Origin of the sequence: Amycolatopsis roodepoortensis, assembly GCF_014873915.1 — a bacterium.
Lineage (GTDB): Bacteria > Actinomycetota > Actinomycetes > Mycobacteriales > Pseudonocardiaceae > Amycolatopsis > Amycolatopsis roodepoortensis.
The window spans coordinates 3251037-3270625 of sequence record NZ_JADBEJ010000005.1 but is presented as its reverse complement, the minus strand read 5'-3'; the positions used below and the strand labels follow the sequence as shown (position 1 = coordinate 3270625).

The 19589-nt window shown below is 68.2% G+C and carries 21 protein-coding genes; 12 read left to right on the top strand and 9 right to left on the bottom strand.

Features of this window, described 5'->3' with window-relative positions:
• The first annotated feature begins 51 nt into the window (after positions 1 to 51).
• Both H4W30_RS34565 and H4W30_RS34560 read left to right on the top strand, forming a co-directional pair.
• Positions 52 to 1125 carry an LLM class flavin-dependent oxidoreductase gene (locus H4W30_RS34565; protein WP_192746406.1) on the top strand — a complete coding sequence of 358 codons (1074 nt, stop codon included), beginning with the start codon at positions 52 to 54 and terminating at the stop codon, positions 1123 to 1125.
• Positions 1122 to 1706 (top strand): FMN reductase, encoded by a 585-nt coding sequence (locus H4W30_RS34560; protein ID WP_192746405.1) that lies wholly within the window; start codon positions 1122 to 1124, stop codon positions 1704 to 1706. The genes H4W30_RS34565 and H4W30_RS34560 overlap by 4 nt, the downstream gene beginning before the upstream one ends.
• 228 nt (positions 1707 to 1934) lie before the next feature.
• Here H4W30_RS34560 and H4W30_RS34555 read toward each other — a convergent pair whose 3' ends face one another.
• Entirely contained in the window at positions 1935 to 2276 is a 342-nt protein-coding gene (locus H4W30_RS34555) for a YciI family protein (protein WP_192746404.1), read from the bottom strand.
• A gap of 144 nt (positions 2277 to 2420) precedes the next feature.
• Between H4W30_RS34555 and H4W30_RS34550 the strand changes: the two genes are divergently transcribed.
• From H4W30_RS34550 to H4W30_RS34540, 3 genes are all read left to right on the top strand, one after another.
• Positions 2421 to 2834: a PGPGW domain-containing protein gene (locus tag H4W30_RS34550; protein ID WP_034317710.1), complete on the top strand. Its 414-nt coding sequence runs from the start codon at positions 2421 to 2423 to the stop codon at positions 2832 to 2834.
• 29 nt (positions 2835 to 2863) lie between these two features.
• Positions 2864 to 3532, top strand: coding sequence for a TetR/AcrR family transcriptional regulator (locus tag H4W30_RS34545; protein ID WP_378234877.1), 669 nt, complete (start codon positions 2864 to 2866; stop codon positions 3530 to 3532).
• Between the two features lie 86 nt (positions 3533 to 3618).
• Positions 3619 to 4476 (top strand): oxidoreductase, encoded by an 858-nt coding sequence (locus H4W30_RS34540; RefSeq protein WP_192746402.1) that lies wholly within the window; start codon positions 3619 to 3621, stop codon positions 4474 to 4476.
• 59 nt (positions 4477 to 4535) lie between these two features.
• Here the strand turns inward: H4W30_RS34540 and H4W30_RS34535 are convergent, their stop codons facing one another.
• Positions 4536 to 5360, bottom strand: a complete 825-nt coding sequence (locus H4W30_RS34535) for an ABC transporter permease (RefSeq protein WP_192746401.1) — start codon at positions 5358 to 5360, stop codon at positions 4536 to 4538.
• The gene (locus H4W30_RS34530) at positions 5350 to 6246 is read right to left on the bottom strand and encodes an ABC transporter ATP-binding protein (RefSeq protein ID WP_192746400.1); all 897 of its coding nucleotides are present in this window, start codon (positions 6244 to 6246) and stop codon (positions 5350 to 5352) included. The genes H4W30_RS34535 and H4W30_RS34530 overlap by 11 nt, the downstream gene beginning before the upstream one ends.
• Positions 6247 to 6402: 156 nt before the next feature.
• Between H4W30_RS34530 and H4W30_RS34525 the strand changes: the two genes are divergently transcribed.
• Positions 6403 to 6861 carry a hypothetical protein gene (locus H4W30_RS34525; RefSeq protein ID WP_192746399.1) on the top strand — a complete coding sequence of 153 codons (459 nt, stop codon included), beginning with the start codon at positions 6403 to 6405 and terminating at the stop codon, positions 6859 to 6861.
• Positions 6862 to 6918: 57 nt separating this feature from the next.
• Here H4W30_RS34525 and H4W30_RS34520 read toward each other — a convergent pair whose 3' ends face one another.
• On the bottom strand, positions 6919 to 7341 hold the full coding sequence (locus H4W30_RS34520; protein WP_126737089.1) for a hypothetical protein: 423 nt from the start codon (positions 7339 to 7341) through the stop codon (positions 6919 to 6921).
• On the bottom strand, positions 7259 to 7891 hold the full coding sequence (locus tag H4W30_RS34515) for a hypothetical protein (protein WP_192746398.1): 633 nt from the start codon (positions 7889 to 7891) through the stop codon (positions 7259 to 7261). Before H4W30_RS34515 ends, H4W30_RS34520 begins: the two co-directional genes overlap by 83 nt.
• A gap of 366 nt (positions 7892 to 8257) precedes the next feature.
• Here H4W30_RS34515 and H4W30_RS34510 point away from each other — a divergent pair, with 366 nt between their 5' ends.
• Complete coding sequence (locus tag H4W30_RS34510; protein WP_192746397.1) at positions 8258 to 8431, top strand: hypothetical protein; 174 nt, start codon at positions 8258 to 8260, stop codon at positions 8429 to 8431.
• 88 nt (positions 8432 to 8519) lie between these two features.
• Here the strand turns inward: H4W30_RS34510 and H4W30_RS43965 are convergent, their stop codons facing one another.
• Positions 8520 to 8693, bottom strand: a complete 174-nt coding sequence (locus H4W30_RS43965) for a hypothetical protein (RefSeq protein WP_225950757.1) — start codon at positions 8691 to 8693, stop codon at positions 8520 to 8522.
• On the opposite strand from H4W30_RS43965, the gene H4W30_RS34505 reads away from it, so the two are divergent.
• The 4 genes from H4W30_RS34505 (at position 8685) to H4W30_RS34490 (ending at position 14107) form a co-directional block, all read left to right on the top strand.
• Positions 8685 to 11135, top strand: a complete 2451-nt coding sequence (locus H4W30_RS34505) for a CHAT domain-containing protein (RefSeq protein WP_378234876.1) — start codon at positions 8685 to 8687, stop codon at positions 11133 to 11135. The genes H4W30_RS43965 and H4W30_RS34505 overlap by 9 nt on opposite strands.
• Positions 11136 to 11346: 211 nt before the next feature.
• A complete protein-coding gene (locus H4W30_RS34500; RefSeq protein WP_034317732.1) occupies positions 11347 to 11862 on the top strand; it encodes a lytic polysaccharide monooxygenase auxiliary activity family 9 protein in 516 nt (171 codons plus the stop codon).
• A gap of 71 nt (positions 11863 to 11933) precedes the next feature.
• The gene (locus tag H4W30_RS34495) at positions 11934 to 12881 is read left to right on the top strand and encodes a DNA polymerase domain-containing protein (protein ID WP_192746395.1); all 948 of its coding nucleotides are present in this window, start codon (positions 11934 to 11936) and stop codon (positions 12879 to 12881) included.
• A gap of 71 nt (positions 12882 to 12952) precedes the next feature.
• Entirely contained in the window at positions 12953 to 14107 is a 1155-nt protein-coding gene (locus tag H4W30_RS34490) for a 4-hydroxybenzoate 3-monooxygenase (RefSeq protein ID WP_192746394.1), read from the top strand.
• Between the two features lie 134 nt (positions 14108 to 14241).
• Here the strand turns inward: H4W30_RS34490 and H4W30_RS34485 are convergent, their stop codons facing one another.
• From H4W30_RS34485 to H4W30_RS34475, 3 genes are all read right to left on the bottom strand, one after another.
• Entirely contained in the window at positions 14242 to 14868 is a 627-nt protein-coding gene (locus tag H4W30_RS34485; RefSeq protein ID WP_192746393.1) for an AAA family ATPase, read from the bottom strand.
• Between the two features lie 55 nt (positions 14869 to 14923).
• Positions 14924 to 15589, bottom strand: a complete 666-nt coding sequence (locus H4W30_RS34480) for a DUF998 domain-containing protein (protein WP_192746392.1) — start codon at positions 15587 to 15589, stop codon at positions 14924 to 14926.
• An 81-nt stretch (positions 15590 to 15670) separates the two neighbouring features.
• Positions 15671 to 16822, bottom strand: a complete 1152-nt coding sequence (locus H4W30_RS34475; protein WP_192746391.1) for a beta-ketoacyl synthase N-terminal-like domain-containing protein — start codon at positions 16820 to 16822, stop codon at positions 15671 to 15673.
• A 134-nt stretch (positions 16823 to 16956) separates the two neighbouring features.
• On the opposite strand from H4W30_RS34475, the gene H4W30_RS34470 reads away from it, so the two are divergent.
• Positions 16957 to 19533 (top strand): sensor domain-containing protein, encoded by a 2577-nt coding sequence (locus H4W30_RS34470; RefSeq protein ID WP_192746390.1) that lies wholly within the window; start codon positions 16957 to 16959, stop codon positions 19531 to 19533.
• The last annotated feature ends 56 nt before the right edge of the window (positions 19534 to 19589 follow it).

The following is a 19589-nucleotide window of genomic DNA, read 5'->3' as shown; positions in this document are numbered from 1 at the left end:
CGCGTGAGGTTGAACGCTCAAGCAACGTAACCCCGGCCCAGGGAGCAGGTCATGCAGTTCGGAATCTTCACGGTGGGCGATGTGACGACCGACCCGACCACCGGGGAGGCGCCCAGCGAGTACGAGCGGATCAAGGCGATGGTGCGCATCGCGCTCAAAGCCGAAGAAGTCGGCCTCGACGTCTTCGCGACCGGCGAGCATCACAACCCGCCCTTCGTGCCGTCTTCGCCGACGACGATGCTCGGCTACATCGCCGCGCAGACGTCGAAGATCATCCTTTCCACCTCGACCACGCTGATCACCACGAACGACCCGGTGAAGATCGCCGAGGACTTCGCGATGCTGCAGCATCTCGCCGACGGCCGTGTCGACCTGATGATGGGACGCGGAAACACCGGCCCGGTGTACCCGTGGTTCGGGCAGGACATCCGCCAGGGCATTCCGCTGGCCATCGAGAACTACCACCTGCTGCACCGGTTGTGGCGCGAGGACGTGGTCAGCTGGTCCGGCAAGTTCCGGACGCCGCTGCAGGAGTTCACCTCGACGCCGCGGCCGCTCGACGGTGTCCCGCCGTTCGTGTGGCACGGTTCGATCCGCAGCCCGGAGATCGCGGAACAGGCCGCCTACTACGGCGACGGGTTCTTCGCGAACCACATCTTCTGGCCGAAGGAGCACTTCCAGGCGCTGATCGACCTCTACCGCGAGCGGTACGAGCACTACGGGCACGGCAAGGCGGACCAGGCCATCGTCGGCCTTGGCGGCCAGGTGTTCCTGCGGCCGAAGTCGCAGGACGCGGTGCGGGAGTTCCGGCCGTACTTCGACAACGCGCCGGTGTACGGGCACGGGCCGTCGCTGGAGGAGTTCACCGAGCAGACACCGCTGACCGTCGGCAGCCCGCAAGAGGTGATCGACAAGACGCTGACCTTCCGCGAGCACTTCGGTGACTATCAGCGTCAGCTGTTCCTGATGGACCACGCCGGCCTGCCGCTGAAGACCGTGCTGGAACAGCTCGACCTGTTGGGCGAGCACGTGATTCCGGTGCTGCGCAAGGAACTCGACTCGCTCCGCCCGGCGCACGTGCCCGAGGCGCCTACTCACGCTTCCCGGTTGGAGGTTGCGGCATGACGACGATCGCAGTGGTGACCGCGGGGTTGAGCCAGCCCTCGTCGACGCGGCTGCTCGCGGACAAACTCTCGGCGGCGGTTTCCTCCGTGCTGCCGGACGTGCGGATCGAGGTGATCGAACTTCGGGACCTGGCCGTCGACGTCACGAAGAACATGCTGACCGGATTCCCTTCGCCCGCCTTGCGGACGGCCATCGACACGGTGACCTCCGCGGACGGCCTGATCGCCGTGACTCCCGTGTTCACCGCGTCGTACAGCGGGCTGTTCAAGTCGTTCTTCGATGTGCTGGACCAGAAGGCGCTCGACGGGAAGCCGGTGCTGATCGGCGCCACCGGCGGAACCGAACGGCATTCACTGGTGCTCGACTTCGCGCTGCGTCCGCTCTTCGCCTACCTTCGCGCCGAGCCTGTCGCGACGGCGGTGTACGCGGCTTCGTCGGACTGGGCTTCTCCGGGCGACCTCGACACGCGGGCTTCGCGGGCGGGACGGGAGTTCGCCGCCCGGCTGTCGTCGGAGGGGACGGCCACGGCGCCGGACAGCGGGTTCGTGCCGTTCGAGCAGCTGCTGCGCGCGGGGGAGTGAGCAAGGGACCTTTGCTCTCGTGAGTGGCGAGGACGGTTAGGACCATCCTTGCCACTCACGAGGCCGGGGTCAGGGGGTCGGCTCCGGGATGACGACTGTGTGGATTTCGGGGCGTTGGATGACCAGAAATCCACACGGTCTTCGTGACCGGTCCGGTCGCGACGGGGTGTGTGGATATAGGGGCATCCAACGTCCCTATATCCACACACCCCTCACTCACGAGCCGGGTCAGGGGGTCGGCCAGATCGGCCGGATCTCGATGGTCGCGAACTCGGCGACCGGATGCTTCGACACGATCTCGATCGCCTCGTCGAGATCGGCGCACTCGATCAGGTCGTAGCCGAGGATCTGTTCCTTCGTCTCCGCGAACGGCCCGTCCGAGACGAGCAGTTCGCCGTCGCGGCGCCGGACGGTGGTCGCGGTGGCCGCCGAACGGAGCCTGCTGCCGGACAGCCGGACCCCGCGAGCGGTCATCTCGTCGACCCACGCCCGCGTCTTTTCGTCCAGCGGTTCGTCGCTCTCGTCCGCGCCGGGGTACGGGCTTCCGCAGATCAGCAACATGTAGCGCATCGGTCCTCCTGTCTGAACCTGTTCACCATCCCGACGAACGGGCTCGTCCGCCACCGACAGGGGCATGACCCGAACGTGTCGGACCAGCGCGTTCCCGGCGCGACCGGCACAATCGACGAAAGGGACGACGGCGAGGAGAAGACGGTGGGCATCGGAAAACCCGTGAAGCAGGTCTTGATCCTGATCGCGGGCGGCGTTCTGCTGCTGGTCGGCATCGCGCTCCTCGTGCTGCCCGGACCGGGCCTGCTGCTCGTGCTAGCGGGCCTGCTCGTGCTGGCCTCGGAGTTCCCCGTGGTGGAGAAGTACGTCGATCCGATCCGCGACAGGGCGATGAAGGCGGCCGAGGACAGCGTCTCGTCGCCGCTGCGTATCGCGGGTTCGGTGCTGGCGGGGCTGGGCCTGCTGGCCGCGGGGGTCGTCTGGGGACTCGTGCCCGGTCTGCCGCTCGGGGGCTGGAGCACCGGATCGAGCCTGATCCTGTCCGGGCTCATCCTGTTCGCGCTGCTGATCTGGAGCTACAAGCGGGTGCAGGCCAGGAGGGCCGCGAAGACCGAATAACAGCCGGGTGGTCTGGTACCGTGCGGCGCGTGGCCCCCGACTTCCAGCGCGCTCGGCGGCCGGAACAGGTCGAGGCCCGGCGCGCGGCGATCCTCGGTGCGGCGCGCGAACTCCTGTCCGAGCGGCCCGTCTCCCGGATCAGCCTGCGGGAACTGAGCGACCGCGTGGGCCTGGCGAAGTCGAACGTGCTGCGGTACTTCGACAGCCGCGAGGCGGTCTTCCTGGAAGTCCTCGACTCGGTCTGGGTCGCGTGGCTCGACGAGCTCGAAGGCGAGCTGAGCGACCTCGACGGCTCGGGCTACGAGCGTGTCGCGGCCGTCATCGCGACGTCGATCTCGCGGCAGCGCCTGCTGTGCGAGCTGATCAGCACGATGGCCGCCGTACTCGAACGCAACATCTCCGTGGAGACCGCCCGGGCGTTCAAGACCCGGGCTGCCGACCGGACCGAACGGCTCGCCGGCCTCGTCCGCGCCCATGCCCCGCTGGACGCCGAAGCGGCCGGGCACTTCGCGAAGGCCGTCTTCATCCTCGTCGCGGGACTGTGGCCTTACGCGAACCCAGGGGAGGCCGTGGCGACGGTCCTGGCCGAGCGCGGGATGCCCGCCGGCCCCGCGATGTTCGTCGACGGGCTGACCGAAGGACTGGCGAACCAGCTGGTGGGTCTGGCTGTTCGCGCAGGTCAGAGCCCCGAGTGGTAGCAAAGGTCCCTTGCTCCCTTCCCGCACGCGCCGGGACGGGCGAGCCTGCATAAGGTGAGCCGAACCCACTTGCACAAGGAGCGACCATGAGCCCAGGCGGCACCCTCACCCTCGGCGATCTCACCGTGAGCCGGATGGGCTACGGCGCCATGCGGCTGTCCGGCCCCGGTATCTGGGGGCCGCCGAGCGACCGCGACGCCGCGATCGCCGTCCTCCGTGAGGCGGTCGAGCTGGGGATCACCCACATCGACACCAGCGACTTCTACGGTCCGCACACGACCAACGAGCTGATCCGCGAGGCGCTGCACCCGTACCCGGACAGCCTGCACATCGTCACCAAGGTCGGCGCGAAGCGGACTCCGGACAAAGGCTGGCCTTCGGCGCTCTCACGCGAGGAGCTGACCTCGGCGGTCCATGACAACCTGCGCAACCTCGGCCTCGACGTCCTCGACGTGGTCAACCTGCGGCTCGCGGGGGAGCACGGCGTCTTCCCGATCCCGGTCTCGATCACGGAACCGTTCGAGGTGCTGGCCGAACTCCAGCAGCAGGGGCTCGTCCGGCACCTCGGCCTGAGCCACGTCTCGGCGGAACAGGTCAAGGAAGCCCGCGCCATCGCGCCGGTCGTCTGCGTGCAGAACGAGTACAACGTCGCGAACCGTGCCAACGACGGCCTTCTCGACGCCCTCGCGGCCATCAACATCCCGTTCGTGCCGTACTTCCCGCTCGGCGGGTTCACGCCGCTCCAGTCCGGTGTCCTCGACGACTGCGCCCGCCGGGTCGACGCGACGCCGATGCAGGTCGCGCTGGCGTGGCTGCTCCAGCGGTCGCCGAACATCCTGCTGATCCCGGGGACCTCGTCGCTGCTGCACCTGCACGAGAACGTCGCCGCCGCGAAACTCGAGCTGCCCGCGGACGTCGTCGCCGACCTCGACGCCCTGGCGTGATCCCGCGTGAAGGCCCCCTTCCCTTCGCTGAGCCGAGGGAAGGGGGCCTTCACGCGCGTTCAGAGGACATCCCGGCGCCGCAGCAGCCAGCCGCCGAGACCGGCGAAGACCACCAGGTAGCCGGCCACGACCAGAGTCGCCTGTGAGGCACCGACGAGTTCCCCGACGCCGGGCGTCGCGCCCGAGGCGCCCAGCGACGCGGCCAGCGAACCGGCGTTGGCCCCCGGCAGCGCCAGCTGGAGCGTGCCGACCCAGTCCACCAGCGGGGCCGCGACGCCGAACAGCAGGTTCTGGACCACCAGCAGCCACACCAGGCCCAGCCCGATCGGCAGCGCCACCCCGCGCATCGCGATGGCGAGCGCCGCGCCGAGTGCCGCCCAGGTCATCGCGATCAGCCAGCCGGCGCCGATCCCCGTCAGCAGCGAGCCGAACGTCGGCCAGTTCATCGGCTCGCCCTCGGACGAGGCGATGAGCGCACTTGTGACCGCGCCGGTCGCGAAGCACGTCAGCACGACCGCCAAGGAGGCGACGGCCAGCGCGAACAACTTTCCACTGTAGACGGTCAGCCGCGAAGGTCCTTGCGTCAGCACGGTCTTCCACGTGCTCCAGCCGTATTCGGTGCCGACGGCCAGTACGCCGATCACCAGCAGGATCGCCCCGAGGAACACCGGCAGCCCGCTGATCGAGTTGCCGACCAGATTCGCCGGAAGGGTCGCGGCGAGCCCGCGATCCGTACCGGGCGCGCCGCTCGACGAACCCGCCGCGCCCGCGAGCGGCAGCAGATAGGTGAAGGTCAGCCCGAGCACGACCGCGATCCCCAGCATGAACCAGTTCGCCGGCCGCCGGACGAGTTTCGCCAGCTCGGCGCCGCAACTACCCCACATGATCCGCCACCTCTCCGGTGAGCTCGAAGAACACCTGTTCCAGATCCCGCTCGCGGACGTGCAGTTCGCGGACCGCGATCCCTTCCGTGACAAGTTCGCGGTTCAGCCACGACGCGCGTTCCGGGTCGACGGTCAGGTCGAGACCGGTCCCGCTCGCGCGCACGTTCTCCGCGCCGATCCAGTGCCGCACCAGGTCCGCGGCGCGCATGACCTCGTCGGTTTCGATGTGCAGCACCGTGCCTCCGCGCAGCTCGGCCACCGTGTTCTCCGCGACCAGCCGCCCGCGCGAGACGACGCCGACCCGGTCGCAGATCTGCTGGACCTCGCCAAGCAGATGGCTCGACAGCAGCACGGTGCAGCCCTCCGCGCCGAGCCTGCGGATCAGCACCCGCATGTCGGCCATCCCGGCCGGGTCGAGCCCGTTGGTCGGCTCGTCGAGAATCAGCAACCGCGGATCCTTCAGCAGTGCCGCCGCGACACCGAGCCGCTGCTTCATGCCGAGGGAGTAGGCCGAGTACCGGTCCTTGCCGCGATCGGCGAGGTCGACCATCGCGAGCACCTCGCCGACGCGGCGCGGATCCGTTCCGCTGTACCGGGCCAGCACCTTGAGATTGTCCGAACCGGACAGATACGGGTAGAAGCCCGGCGATTCGATCAGCGCGCCGACCCCGCCGAGATCACCGGGCGGCCTGCCGAACAGCCGGACGCTGCCGGACGTCGGCCGGACCAACCCCAGCAACATCCGCAACGTCGTCGTCTTGCCCGCGCCGTTCGGGCCGAGGAAGCCGTAGATCTCGCCGGGCAGCACGGTCAGCTTCATCCGGTCCACAGCGAGTTGCTCGCCGTACCGTTTCGTGAGTTCGTCTGTGTCCACGGGAAGGTTCATGGTGACGAATGGTGTCCCGGGTGAGGCCGTCACCACATCCGTTCACAGGCGGCACCGCGCATACGTCGACGGACGTAGCCGGATGGCCGGAATCCTGCGACATCTGTCGAAAACACCGGTACCGGAGGCCGGGGCGACGACCATAGGCTCGGTGGCGTGTCGAAAGTCCTTCTGATTCTTCATGTGCTCGCCGCTGTCATCGCCGTCGGTCCCGTCACCGTCGCGGCGAGCATGTTCCCCGCCGCCGCACGCAAGGCCTACGCCGAACCGGGATCCGGGCTGTCCGTGCTTCGCGCGCTCAACCGGATCTGCCGGGTCTACGCGATCTTCGGGATCGCGGTGCCGTTCTTCGGGCTGGCGACGGCGGGCAGCATGCGGGTCTTCGGGGACATGTGGGTGATCGTGTCGATCGTGCTCACCGCGGCCGCCGCCGGCGTGCTGGCGTTGCTCGTCCTGCCGGGGCAGAACGCGATCCTCGCGGCGCTGGACACCGAACCGCCGTCGGAACCGGTCACGGCCGGGCGGGTGGCGATGTACACGGGGATGTTCAACCTGCTCTGGGCCGTGGTGACGGTGCTGATGATCGTCCGGCCCGGATCGACGACCGGCGCCTGAAACCTCGTGAGTGGTGAGGACGGTTCTAACCGTCCTCACCACTCACGAGGCCTTGGGTTAGGCGCTCAGCAACTGGTTGAAGAACGACCGGTAGCGGCGCAGCGCGATCCGGAGGTCTTCGGTCGCCGGTTCGCCCTGGCTCCACGCGGATTCGAGTTCCTTCTTGTGGTCCGCGAATGTCGTGGCCAGGTTCTGGATCACCACCGCGACGAGTTCGTCGGCCTCCTTGACCGCCCGCCGCGGATCGTCCACAAAGGCCGTTTGGATACCCTGCCAGCTCTCCCGGAACCGATCGACGTCGGCGTCGGCGAACAGCGTCTGCGCTTCGTCTTCGTCGGTGCGCTCGGGTTCCGTGGCCACCAGATCTTCGGTGCTCAAAGCCTGCCCGGTCTCGCCGTCAGCGGTCCGTTCCTCGCCGAGCCGATCCGTCGTCCCCGCGACGCGTTCCGTTCCCTCGGTTTCCAGGGGCCTGCTTTCCATGGCTTTCCGCTCCTTCGCCGGCATCGGTCAACAGATCTTCGAACACTTCGCGGTAGTGCTTCATCGCTTCGCGCATGTCCTCTGTGGACATTTCGGATTCCTTGTGGCGCACCAACGTGTCGTGTCCGGCTCGGTAGTGCCGCAACGCGTTCGCGTGCCGGACGGACAGATCCGCGAGCTGCTGGTCGTACCCCTCGGTCGGGTAGCCGCGTTCGGCCATCAAGGAGACCAGTACCCGATCCGCTTCGACGACGGCGCCGGACGGGCGGTCGACGAACTGTTCCTGGATCAGCGCCCATTCCTGGGCATACCGGTCCTTTGTGGACTGCGGTAGCGGCCGGATGTCGAGATCCGAATGTCGTTTCACTCGCGACGAAAGCTCACGTTCGGCTTTCCTCGGGCTTTCGTGCTCCTCGACCGCACGGTCGTATTCCGGCCCGAACGTCTCTCGCAATCGCCGCTTGCGCTGTTCCGCGACGACGAACCAAGCGGCCGCGCCCACCACAAGGATCGCGGCGATGACGATGATGATGACCAACCACGTGGGCATCGTTATCTCCTCCGGATGTTTCGCCGGTCAACCCCCGACAGGCCGTGAGTTCCCCGGTTTTGCGGCCGGAAACCCTTATGTCGCAAGAAGTTTTGGATCTTAGGCCGGATGGCGCAGTGGAATGAGCTCGATTCTCCGCCCTCTCGCGGGCCGGTGCGGCCATTCGGCGGAGATCGTGAGGCTCGCTAAATAGGCGTCCCTCGTTCGGGTGCCGACGATGACTCAGTGTAGGTAAAAACTCCCGATCACTGCTCCGTTGTGGCACTATTGCCCCGTTCGCAGGAAGAGGGCCTGCGACAGAGGGGCCGTCGTAATCGAGGCTGCCTGGTATGACAAAGAAAGATCATCAGGGGAGGAGATCGTCAAATGTCGACGCCTACGGACGTCAAGGACCCCATCGGCGAAGAGGAGCCGGTCGACCCGGCTCAACCGAAGCCCGACCAGGGAGAACACCAGCACAGCCCCGATTGTGAGCACCAGAACGAACGGGTCCGGGACTGCCCTGGCGGATGCGCGCAGACGCCGCCGCCTACTCCCTGAGCAATGCTCCTGGCTGAAGAGGTCCGCCCGTCACCCGGTTTCGAACCGGTGGCGGGCGACTCTCGGCTACGGAGTGTGCTGTCATAGATCAGTGGCGGTAATACAGCTCGATCAAGCCGAGGTCATTCGCAAAGCGCGCGAACTCCAGCGCGCCGGTATCGACGCCGCGTGTTCGGCCCGTCAACGCGAAGGAATTCTTCTGCTTCGCCGGGGTATGGCCTTGCTCGATTCGGTCCATCCGGTCGCCGAGCGAATGAGGCACGACTGGCTCGCCGCCCGCATCCGGCTGGCCTCCAGTATCGCGACTGTGGGGTCGGAGACCAGCGGGGGCGTCGCTTCCGGCCTCGCCGGTCTGGACGACGTCCGGCTGCTGCTGAAAGCGGTGGACGATCCCAGGCTTTATGCGGAGTTGCGCGGCCAGCTCGACCACAATTACGGACTCCTGCTCATGGCGGTGGGGCGGAACGAGGAAAGCACGGCGTACTTCGATTCGTCGCTGGCGCACAAAGAGGCCGCGCTCGCCATGGAAAAGGATCCCTCCGGGGCGCTCGATCCCTACCTGGGCACCTTGACCACTCGAGGACTCGCTTACACGAGGCTGGGCGACATCCGCCGGGCAAGGCGAGATCTCGCCAGCGCGGTGGAACTCGCGGAACGGAACGGTCTTCGGGCACAGGCGGCGGACGCCCGCCGTCCGCTGGGCACGCTGGAGCTCCGGGTCGGAAACGTTCCCGCCGCGCTGCGGCTTTACGACGAGAGCGAGAGGATCTACCGCTCGCTCGACCTGGACATCCCGCCGCTGCTGAGGTGGGAGCGTGCCGAAGCGCTGTTGACCGCGGGTCTGGCCGAGGAGGCCGGGGTGCATCTCGACGAGATCCTGCCGGTCATGCTGGAGCAGCGGAGCATCACAAGGGATCTGGGCGGGGTTGAGCTGTTCCGCGCGACCGCCGCGTTGATGACCGATGACCTGGAGCTTGCGCGGACATATGCCGCTTCGGCCAGGCGTCGCACACTCCGCTGGGGCTGCCAGACCTGCGTCGCCAACGCGACCATCGTCGGCCTCCGCGCCGACGTCCAGGAGGCCTTGCGCACCAACGTGATCCCGCCGACCTTGACGTCTCGCGCGCTGCGCGCGGCGAACGGGATGCCGATGCCGAGGCTCGCCGACCAGGCGGCGCTGGCGCGGATGCTGGCCGTCCGGGTCGAGCTGCGCAAGGGAAAACGCAAGCGTGCCGCCGAGTTGCTCGAGCGGATTCCGCGGCCGGGGCGGCTGACCTCCGTCGATTACCGGATGTTGCGCAGGCTTTGCCGTGCGGAACTCGCGGTGGCCGAGGGGGACAAGAGCAGGGCGCTGGCCGAGATCCGGGCCGGGCTCACCGAGCTCGACCGCGTTCGCGATCGGATGGGCGGTATCGAGCTGGTGTCCGGGACGGCGTTGCACGGCCGGGAGCTGGCGGATCTGGCCGTCAAGATCGTGCTGGAGCGCGCCGACGCGGCCCGGTTGTTCGGCTGGACGGAGCGGACCCGCGCCCAGAGTTACCGGTACGAACCTGTTGTGGCGGCCGATCCGGAGCTCGCGGAGCGGGTCGGCGAGGTCCGGGGGCTCGATCAGGCGATCCACCAGGCGCAGCACGACGGGCATCCGACGGCGGTCTTGCGTTCCAAACACGCCGAGCGGTTGCGCGAGGCGCATCGGCTCGGCTGGCATACCGGTCGCTGGGGCAGGCCGCGACCGGTCGCGCGGCTCGCGGAGGTGGCCGACGAGCTGGGCGAACGCGCGCTGGTGAGTTTCGCGTCGTCGGACGACGACCTGGTGGCGATGGTCGTCGTCGGCGGGCGGTGCGACCTGGTACGGCTCGGTTCGGCCGAGCTGGCGGCGGAGTCCGCGCGGATGCTGAACGTCGATCTCGACGCCCTCGCTCCGGACAGGTTGCCGGCGCCGCTGGTCCAGTCGGTGCTCGCTTCGGCGCGCAAACAGGCCGAACGGCTGGACGGCCAGCTGATCCGGCCGCTCGAAGCGCTGCTCGGCGGCCGCGGCCTGGTCGTCGTGCCGACCGGACCGCTGTTCGCCGTTCCCTGGGGAGTGCTGCCGACGCTGCGGTCGCGGCCGATCGTCGTGGCTCCCTCGGCGACGGCGTGGCTGGGCGCGGAGCGGTCGGCGATGCCCCGCGCGCGGAAGGTAGTCCTGGTCCGCGGGCCCGGCCTCGTCGGGACCAGGGGTGAACTGGACAAGCTCGCCACGCATTACCGGGCCGCGCATACGCTGGCCGGAGCCGACGCGACCGTGTCCTCCGTCCTGCGCGCGCTGGACGGCGCGAAGCTCGCGCATATCGCCGCGCACGGCGCGCACGAACCCGAGAACGCCCTGTTCTCCCGGCTGGAACTGGCCGACGGCGCGCTCTTCGCGCACGAGATGGCCGGGCTCGCGCAGCCTCCGGCACAAGTCGTCTTCGCGGCCTGTGAACTGGCGCTGAACCGGATCCGGCCCGGCGACGAGGTCCTCGGTTTCGCCAGCGCGTTGCTCGCGAGCGGTTCGCGCACGGTGATCGCGCCGTTGAGCCGAGTCGGTGACGAGGCCGCGGCGGCCGCGATGGACGATTACCACCGCGGACTCGCCGAAGGGGCCGGGCCGGCGACGGCGTTGGCGGACACCATCGCCGTTGATCCGTTCCGGCGACCGTTCGTCTGTTTGGGTGCGGGCTGAACGTCCGGCTTGACAACCCCTGTTCGATCTTCACGACTCCAAGTGCCCGGTTGGTTACTCTTGACCGAGTCGTCTGAACCAATTATGGTCTAGACCACATTCGCTCGCTCGGCGTTTCGGCGGATGTGTCCCGACCTTCATTGGTATTTCGCTCGCTGTGACCCAGGAATCTCGAGTCCGCGGTGGGTGTAGAGATGGGAAAGGGGTAGGCATGAGCTTCAAACGACGGCTTTTGACCCTGGCGGCCGGTGCGGCGATGGTGCCGGCGGCCCTGGTCGCGATCCCGGCGGGCACCGCCAACGCGCACGGTTACGTCTCCTCGCCTGCGAGCAGGCAGGCGCAGTGCGCGCAGAACACCGTTTCCTGTGGCTCGATCAAATGGGAGCCGCAAAGCGTCGAGGGCCCCAAGGGGCTCATGAGCTGTAACGGCGGCGTCGGCCGTTTCGCGGACCTCAACGACGACAGCAAGGGCTGGAAGGTGCATTCCCTCGGCCGTACCACCACGTTCCGGTGGACGCTGACGGCTCGCCACCGCACCAGCACCTGGGAGTACTTCGTCGACGGCGCCAAGGTCGCCAGCTTCAACGACGGCGGCGCGCAGCCGGGTGCCACGGTCACCCACAGCGTGAACCTGCAGCAGAGCGGGCGGCACAAGATCCTCGCCCGCTGGAACGTCTACGACACGGCGAACGCGTTCTACGCCTGCATCGACGCCAACATCAGCTAGGTATCGACTCTCGTGAGTGGTAGTGAGGCCGTCACTACCACTCACGAGATTTTTTGTGCCACGCTCACCTCATGAGCGATGAGGAGCGCGACGGCGTCAAGCTGACCAACCTCGACCAGCCGTTGTTCGAGGGTGCGACCAAGCGTGACCTGGTGGACTATCTGGACGCCGTCGCGAGCCGCCTGCTCCCGGTCCTCGAGAACAGGCCGCTTTCGGTCATCCGCATCCTCCGCGGCCAGGACCCGTTCATGCAGAAGAACCTGCCCAAATACACGCCCGGCTGGGTGAAGCGGTACGGGATGTGGGCGGAGACGTCGAAACGGCAGGTGTCGTACGCGCTCTGCGACGACCGCCGGACGCTGCTGTGGTTCGCGAACCAGCGCGCCGTCGAATACCACCCGACCTTGATGACCACGGACGCCGACGCGGGTCCGACCCATCTGGTGCTGGACCTCGACCCGCCCGCCGGGGACGATTTCGCCCATGTCGTGAAGGCCGCGATGCTGGTGCGGCAGGCTCTCGCCGACTCCGGTCTCGCCGGAGCGGTGAAGACCAGTGGTTCCAAGGGCGTGCACATCTTCGTCCCGCTGACGCCGGGACAAGGCTTCGAGGACGTCGCGGCCGCGACCCGCGCCCTCGCCGCCCGCGCGGAACAGGTCGACCCGGCGGTCGCGACGACCGCGTACATCGTGGAAGACCGCGAGGGAAAGGTCTTCCTCGATTCGACCCGCGCGGGCGGGAACACGGTCGCGGCGGCGTACAGCCCCCGCTTGCGGCCGGGGCTGACGGTGTCGTTCCCGGTGGCCTGGGCGGAGCTCGAAAACGTGGTTCCCGCCGATTTCACCGTCCACACGGCGCCGCGGCTCCTGGGGGACAAGGATCCGTGGGCCGAGTCGATGCCTGAGCCGCAGACACTGCCCGCCGATCTCGTCGAGCAGGGACACACGATCCCGATCGCCCGTGTCGTGGCGATGCACGAGGGGAAACGCAGGGCGAGGGCGCGCGCTCGGAAGGACTGAACACCCACGACGCCACGGCGTTTTGTGTACCTTGGACCGCACTGGGGCGGGCGAAGGTACTGGGGGCTTTCGTGGGGAAGATCGATGCCGACGTACTGATCGTGGGGGCTGGTCCGGCGGGGCTCGTGCTGGGAAACCTGTTGCGGGCCGCCGGAATCGACTGCGTGATCCTGGAGCGCCGGAGCCGGGAGCATGTCGAAAACCGGGCCAGGGCGGGTTTTCTGGCCGCGAACAGTGTCCGCGTGCTCACGGAGAACGGGCTCGCCGAAGGGCTGCTCGAAAAGGGCCTGAGGCACGACACCTGTGCCTTTCGTAATGATCAGGCCGAATTCGAGCTCAAGTACAGTGAACTCGGGAACGGCGAGGTGCACACGGTCTACCCGCAACAGTTCCTGGTCACCGACCTGATCGCGGAATTCCTCGCCCGAGGCGGGGAGATCAGGTTCGGGGCCGAGGTCAGCTCGGTGTCCGGGATGGACGCGACGGTCATCGCCGACGACCTTCTCTTGCGTGCCAAGTACATCGCCGGTTGCGACGGCAGGCGCGGGATCTCGCTGAGATCCGTGCCCGCGCGGGTCTTCCGGCGGGACCACGATGTCTCCTGGCTCGCGATCCTCGCCGAGGCACCGCCGAGCATGTCCGCGATCGGCTACGCGATCCACGAACACGGATTCGCCGGGCATATGGCCAGGACGCCGACGGTGACACGGTATTACCTCGAACTACCGCGCGGCGAGGATCCGGAGAACTGGGGAGACGACCGGATCTGGGACGAACTGCAGCTGCGGATGCGGGCCGACCGCTACGGCGAGCTCAAACGCGGCGCCATCATCGAGCGCCGGATCGTGGACTTGGCGTCGCGGGTGATGGACACGATCCAGCGGGGGAACCTGTTCCTCGCGGGCGACGCGGCGAGCCTGATCAGCCCGGCCGCGGCTAAGGGCGCGAATCTCGCGTTGATGGAGGCCGAGATCCTCGCGCACGCGTTGATCGATGCCCTCGTCGAGAGCGACACGACGGCACTCGAGCGCTACTCCGCCGACTGCCTGCCCCGGATCTGGCGCGCGCAGGAGTTCTCCCTTTGGATGATCAACCTCCTGCACGGCCCCGCCGGCTACGACGACGAGGCCGTCTTCCAGCGGGCACTGCGCGACGCGCGGCTGGAGAGCCTGCGGGTTTCCCGCGCGCACCAAGACTTCTTCGCCGAGAACTACGTGGGTATCTGAACCGATCGCCCGGCGCGTCCGTATTCCGGTGAAGAGGGAAAGGACGGACGACGATGCCGGTACGAATCCGCTGGACGCCGTTGAACCCGCACCCGAATCGCCCCGTGCCGGCGGAAGAACCCGAGCCGGAGCCGCTAGCCGGCGCGGACGGCGGGTGCGGCGGGCCGCTCGACGCGAAGGAGCCGGACGTCGCCTGAGCGGTCTCTCCCCGGCTCCTCCTCGGTGACGAAACGCAGCACCCCGGTGGCCTCGCGGGTCACCATCCGCGCGCCGCGCCAGCCGGACGGCACCCAGCCGTCGCGCAGGGCCCGGCGCACCTTCTCGGCCCTTTTGACGTGGCGGGCGAAGGAGTGCCGCCGGATGACGCGCCCGCGCGCGACCTGGCCCGCGCGGGCGTCCTCCGGGGTGACGTCGAGCCACAGCAGCCGGACCGGGCGGCGGCTCACCCGGCCGAGCAGGGCCAGCAGGCCGCGGGTCGTCGCCCGGGTCGAGGGCTCGTGCACGATGAGCGGGCCGCCGTCGGCCAGCGCGAACCGGACGACCCGCGCGCGATGCCAGAGGTGGACCACCGGCCGGTAGAACCGGTACGGCAGCGCGGGCGGCAGCCGTTCGCGCAGCCGCGCGCGGACCTGATCGGAGTCGAGCACCGGTATGGCGCCGGTCGCCGCCCGGGACAGCAGGGTGGTCTTGCCGGCCCCGGGAATCCCCGCGACCACCAGCAGGTCGCGGCGGCCGAGGCGGAATGCGATGCGATCGGTCATACGGCGTCAACGACCCGGCCGAGGGCAAAGGTTCCTTTACCTTCGGCGGCGCAGGTCAGGCGGTCACCCGGGTCCCCGCCGTCACCGGCTTGTCCGGCAGCAGCGTTCCGCCCTTGGTGAGCCACGCGACACCGAACGCGAGGATCGCGATCGACTCCAGCCACAGCGCCGGGTACAGATCCCTCGTCAGCTCGTCGAAGACCAGCCCGCACAGCACGATCAACGCCAGGCACACCAGCATGATCACGCCGGAAGCGACGTACAGCCGGTTCCGCTCGGATTTGCGGCCGCCGGGGATCTCCTTGTCCGACTTGGTGAACAGCACGATGCAGAAGAACGCCAAGGTGAGGAAGAAGACCGCGGCGAAACCGAGATGCAGGAGACCGATGATCTCGTCCGTACGGTCGCCGTTCGCCGGTGTCGTGGGGAAGAGCGCCACCCCGACGGCGGCCACGGCCGCGATGTTCCCGGCGACGTCGTCGACCCGGCCGTAACCCCGATACGACAACAGGAAGACACCGATGGCGCACATGACGCCGACCCACACGTCCCGCATTCCCGAGTAGTAGTACCCGCTGATCGAGTTGAGCAGGCCGCCGCCGTCGACGATCAGCTTCCCGAAGATCAGCACGAAGGGCAGTCCGGTTCCGAGGAAACCGATGGCACGCCGCAGGAACAGGTAGTTGTGGACAAGGTTGTCGGTCGCCGTTCGCGGGCCCATGGTCGCCTCCGTGCTGAGTACTCGTCGCCATATGATGACAGCTCGTGACGGTGGTGGGACCGTGTGTTATCGAATTGGTCGCTAGGCGTTCTCCAGCACGACAGCCGCGACGTAACCGCCCATCCCGATCGACGTCTTGACGGTCAGCCCGCTTTCCGGCCGGGACGGCCCGTCCATCAGCTGCGAATGCCCGTCCGCCACCGGTTTCGGCGCCGGGACCAGATCCCGCTCGGCCGCGAGGCAGATCGTCGCGATCTCCGTCAGCGCGCTGCCCGACTGGCTGTGCCCGGTCAGCGGTTTGATCGAGTAGATCTCGGTCTCCTTGGGAAAGACCGCTTCGAGGATCCGGGATTCCGTGCGGTGGCAGAGTTTCGTGCCCGTCCCGTGCGCGTTCAGGTAGCGGACGTCGGACGGCGCCGCGTTCGCGTTCTCCAGCGCGCCGGTCACCGCCGCGATGGCGTTCGACGGATCGGGGTCGAGCGCCATCGCGTTGTGCGCCTCGTGGGTCATGGCGCCGCCTCGCAGCGTCGCGTACGACTCGGTCTTCCGCTGGGTCAGCACCACCGCGACCGCGGCCTCGGAGAAGGTGAAACCCCTTGTGCCCTCTTGGAAAGGACGGCACGCGTCGAGCGGAGGCACGTCGGTGACCGCCACCCCGCAGTGCACGAAGTTGCGCACCATCGGCCTGGTCGCGGACAGATCCGTGGTGACCACGACCACGTCGTCGGCCATGCCGGCGTCCAGCCACATCTTCGCGGTGAGCACCGCGGCGCTGCCGGTCGCGCACATGGCGGAGGTGGCCATGGAAGGGCCGTGGAAACCGAACTCCGACATGAGCGTCGCGATCGGGGTGGAGGGCATCATGCCGATGAATTCGCGCCGGTACATGAGCTGCTCGCCCATCTCGGTGAGCCGGTCCCAGGTGCGCAGGTCCTCGCGGACGCCGCCGGAGATGACGCCGACCCGGCGTCCCGGCGTCCAGCCCCGCGCGCCGGCGTCTTCGATCGCTTCCCGTGCCGCGGCGAGCAGGGCGCGCGCGTGCAGGCTGCCGTCCCTGGCCCGGCCGCCCTCGGGGACGTGGGCGACCCAGCCCGGCTGATCCGGGGTTTCCCCGAAGCCTTCGGCGAATTGGGCGCAGGGGACGCCGCTCGCCAGGCCCTCCCACAGTGATTCGCGCCCCCAGCCGTAGGCGGTTACGGCGCCGATGCCGCAGATGTCTGTTTTGCTCCGCACGTGTTTCCCTTCAACTACATTCAGTCAACGCTGGGGTGGAATAGCCGCGCCGATCAGCTGTCCGGGGAGGACGGCTACGTCGATTTAGTGATCTAATCGGAAGCTACATCAGTCGAGTAGGGGGTTTGGATCAGATGGATCCTGACGATCTCGACGGTGGGACTCCCGACACCCACCGGCCCTCGGATCAGGATTCCTCGCCAGCGAACGGCACCGCGACCCGCACGGTGGGAAAACCCGGCCGGCACGCGTCGCTCGTCCGTCTGCTGACCGAGTTGTCCGTCGAGAGGGATCAGCGCGGCGAACCCGCGCTCGCCTTTCTCGGTGAGGGGTACCGCCTTTTGGAGCAAAATTCCGACGGCGGCGCATTGGGAACGCAATACCTCACGATGGTGGAGGCGAGCCCTTACGGGATCTGTGTCCATCAGCGGGGCAAAGTCGTCTTCGTGAACTCGGCCACGATGCGCTTCGTCGGCGCGACGGTGTCGACCGAGATCATCGGGATGCACATCACGGATCTGGTCGACGCCGGCTCGCAGGACGCGCTGCTGGCGCGGATCGGCTCGCTGGTCTCGCCGGGGTCGTTCAGCGAGCCGACGGAGATGACACTGCGGACCCTGCAGGGCAGGCGGGTCACCGTCGAATCGCAGGCGGTGCTCACGACGTGGGAGGGCGAACCCGCGTACCAGGTGATCATGCGCGACCTGACCACGCAGAAGGCGGCCGAGGCCGGTCTGCGGTTTCAGGCCGCGCTGGTCGGCCACGCGAGCGACGCGATCATCGCGACCTCTCCCGACGGGCTGGTGACCAGCTGGAATCCGGCGGCCGAGGCCGTCTACGGCCACGATCTCGACCAGGTCATCGGGGTTCCGGTGGCCGAGGTCGTCGGCGCGCCGATGAGCCCCCGGCAGGTCGTCGCCGCGGGCGGTGTCATGCAGGCCACGCACTACAGCGCCGACGGAACGGCGCTGGCGGTGCGGGTCTCGGCGGCCGAGATGTTCGACGGTTACGTGCTGCTGTGCGCCGACGAGACCGCGCAGCGCCGGGCCGAGGCCGAATTCGCCACCGTCGTCGAGACGCTCGACGAAGGAGTGCTGCTGGTCGGCCCCGGCGGACGGATCGAACTGGCGAACTCCGCGGCGCATCGCATCGCCGGCGTGCCGCCGGGATCCCTGGTGGGCCTGGAGAGCCGGACGTTGCGGCTGCACGACGAGCACGGCGCCCCGGTGCCCGTCGACGATCTGCCGTCCGCGCGCGTGCGGCGTTCCGGGAAGGTCGAGACCGGGAGGGTCGTGCAGGTGCGGCGGCGCGACGGCGCCCATCGATGGCTCTCGCTGACCTCCGGCCCGCTGATGGCGCCGGGGCAGAGCGTGCCCTCGGTGCTGACGTCCTTCGCCGACATCACCGAGCGGCGGGCGATCAGTGAACGGCTGGCCTACGAGGCGACCCACGACCCGCTGACCAGGCTCGCGAACCGCACGCTCGCGCTGAACCACCTGCGCCGCACGATCGCCGATCCGGCGCGGACGACCACCGTGATGTTCATCGACCTCGACAAGTTCAAGATCATCAACGATTCGCTCGGTCATACCGTCGGCGACCAGGTGCTGCGCATCATCGGAGACCGGCTGCGGGCCGCCGCCGGGCCTTCGGACCTGGTCGGACGGCTCGGCGGGGACGAGTTCCTGGTCATCACCACCGGTTATACCGAAGCCGCCGAAGTGCGGGCGCTGGCCGACCACCTCCAGCGGCGGCTCGCCGAATCGCTCACCGTGCACGGCCGCGAACTGCATATAAATACGAGTATTGGAATAGTGATCGCCGAACCGGGCGATCAGCGCAGTGCCGACGAATTGCTGGAAGACGCCGATCTGGCGATGTATCAGGCAAAGACATTCGGGCCCGGCCGATATGCGTTCTATGCGCCGATCATGCGGAAACGAGTACAAGACCGATTCGCGTTGGAGCAGGATCTGCGCAACGCCGTCGCCGAAGGCCTGGTCGAGACCGTTTATCAGCCCGTCGTCGATTTGCGGACCGGTGCCATGGTCGCGGTGAAGGCGAAGTCCCGTTGGGCGCACCCGGAACGCGGGCCGATCGATCCGGCGGAATTGGCGGAGATCGCCGACGAAGGCGATCTCATGACGGTCATCGGGGCGGAGGTCCTCGCCAAGGCCGCCCGCGAGATCTCTCGATGGCGTGCCGATCATGGTGTGCACTGTAATGTGAATGTGAGTCTTTCGGTCCGCCAACTGGGCGATCCCGCCTTGCTGCAAGTGGTTCAGACAACCTTGGAGGCCGCTGGGCTGGGGCCGCAGGACCTGTGCCTCGACGTCGACGAGACGGCCCTGAAGGACGCGGCCGACGCGGTCGACGCGCTGCGGAAGACCGGCGTGCGCGTGACCGCGGAACGGTTCGGCGCCGGGTATTCCTCGCTCGCCCAGCTGTGCCGCCTGGATCTGAACGTGATCGAGATCGACCGGTCGTTCGTGGCCGATCTCGGCAGGTCGAGCGACGCCGAGCCGATCGTCGCCGGGATCATGGCGATGGCGCACGCCGTCGACCTCGTGGTGGTCGCCGAAGGGGTCGAAACCGCGCGGCAGCTGGAGGTCCTGCACGAACTCGGCTGCGATTGGGCGAAGGGGCCCCTGGTCGCGCCGCCGGGCCGGGTCGACGACTTGAAGCGCGCGTACGAACACGTCGTGCGATGAACCGGGCGGCCACTGTGGACGTGGTACCGGATGCGGGACCAAAGCCTCCTGTCGCG

Coding starts and splice junctions, on each gene's coding strand:
- H4W30_RS34510 (WP_192746397.1), top strand. CDS start 8,258: ATGTCGACGCCTACGGACGTCAAGGACCCCATCGGCGAAGAGGAGCCG.
- H4W30_RS34520 (WP_126737089.1), bottom strand. CDS start 7,341: ATGGAAAGCAGGCCCCTGGAAACCGAGGGAACGGAACGCGTCGCGGGG.
- H4W30_RS34560 (WP_192746405.1), top strand. CDS start 1,122: ATGACGACGATCGCAGTGGTGACCGCGGGGTTGAGCCAGCCCTCGTCG.
- H4W30_RS34500 (WP_034317732.1), top strand. CDS start 11,347: ATGAGCTTCAAACGACGGCTTTTGACCCTGGCGGCCGGTGCGGCGATG.
- H4W30_RS34505 (WP_378234876.1), top strand. CDS start 8,685: ATGAGGCACGACTGGCTCGCCGCCCGCATCCGGCTGGCCTCCAGTATC.
- H4W30_RS34485 (WP_192746393.1), bottom strand. CDS start 14,868: ATGACCGATCGCATCGCATTCCGCCTCGGCCGCCGCGACCTGCTGGTG.
- H4W30_RS34535 (WP_192746401.1), bottom strand. CDS start 5,360: ATGTGGGGTAGTTGCGGCGCCGAGCTGGCGAAACTCGTCCGGCGGCCG.
- H4W30_RS34495 (WP_192746395.1), top strand. CDS start 11,934: ATGAGCGATGAGGAGCGCGACGGCGTCAAGCTGACCAACCTCGACCAG.
- H4W30_RS34515 (WP_192746398.1), bottom strand. CDS start 7,891: ATGCCCACGTGGTTGGTCATCATCATCGTCATCGCCGCGATCCTTGTG.
- H4W30_RS34480 (WP_192746392.1), bottom strand. CDS start 15,589: ATGGGCCCGCGAACGGCGACCGACAACCTTGTCCACAACTACCTGTTC.
- H4W30_RS34470 (WP_192746390.1), top strand. CDS start 16,957: ATGGATCCTGACGATCTCGACGGTGGGACTCCCGACACCCACCGGCCC.
- H4W30_RS34530 (WP_192746400.1), bottom strand. CDS start 6,246: ATGAACCTTCCCGTGGACACAGACGAACTCACGAAACGGTACGGCGAG.
- H4W30_RS34555 (WP_192746404.1), bottom strand. CDS start 2,276: ATGCGCTACATGTTGCTGATCTGCGGAAGCCCGTACCCCGGCGCGGAC.
- H4W30_RS34540 (WP_192746402.1), top strand. CDS start 3,619: ATGAGCCCAGGCGGCACCCTCACCCTCGGCGATCTCACCGTGAGCCGG.
- H4W30_RS34565 (WP_192746406.1), top strand. CDS start 52: ATGCAGTTCGGAATCTTCACGGTGGGCGATGTGACGACCGACCCGACC.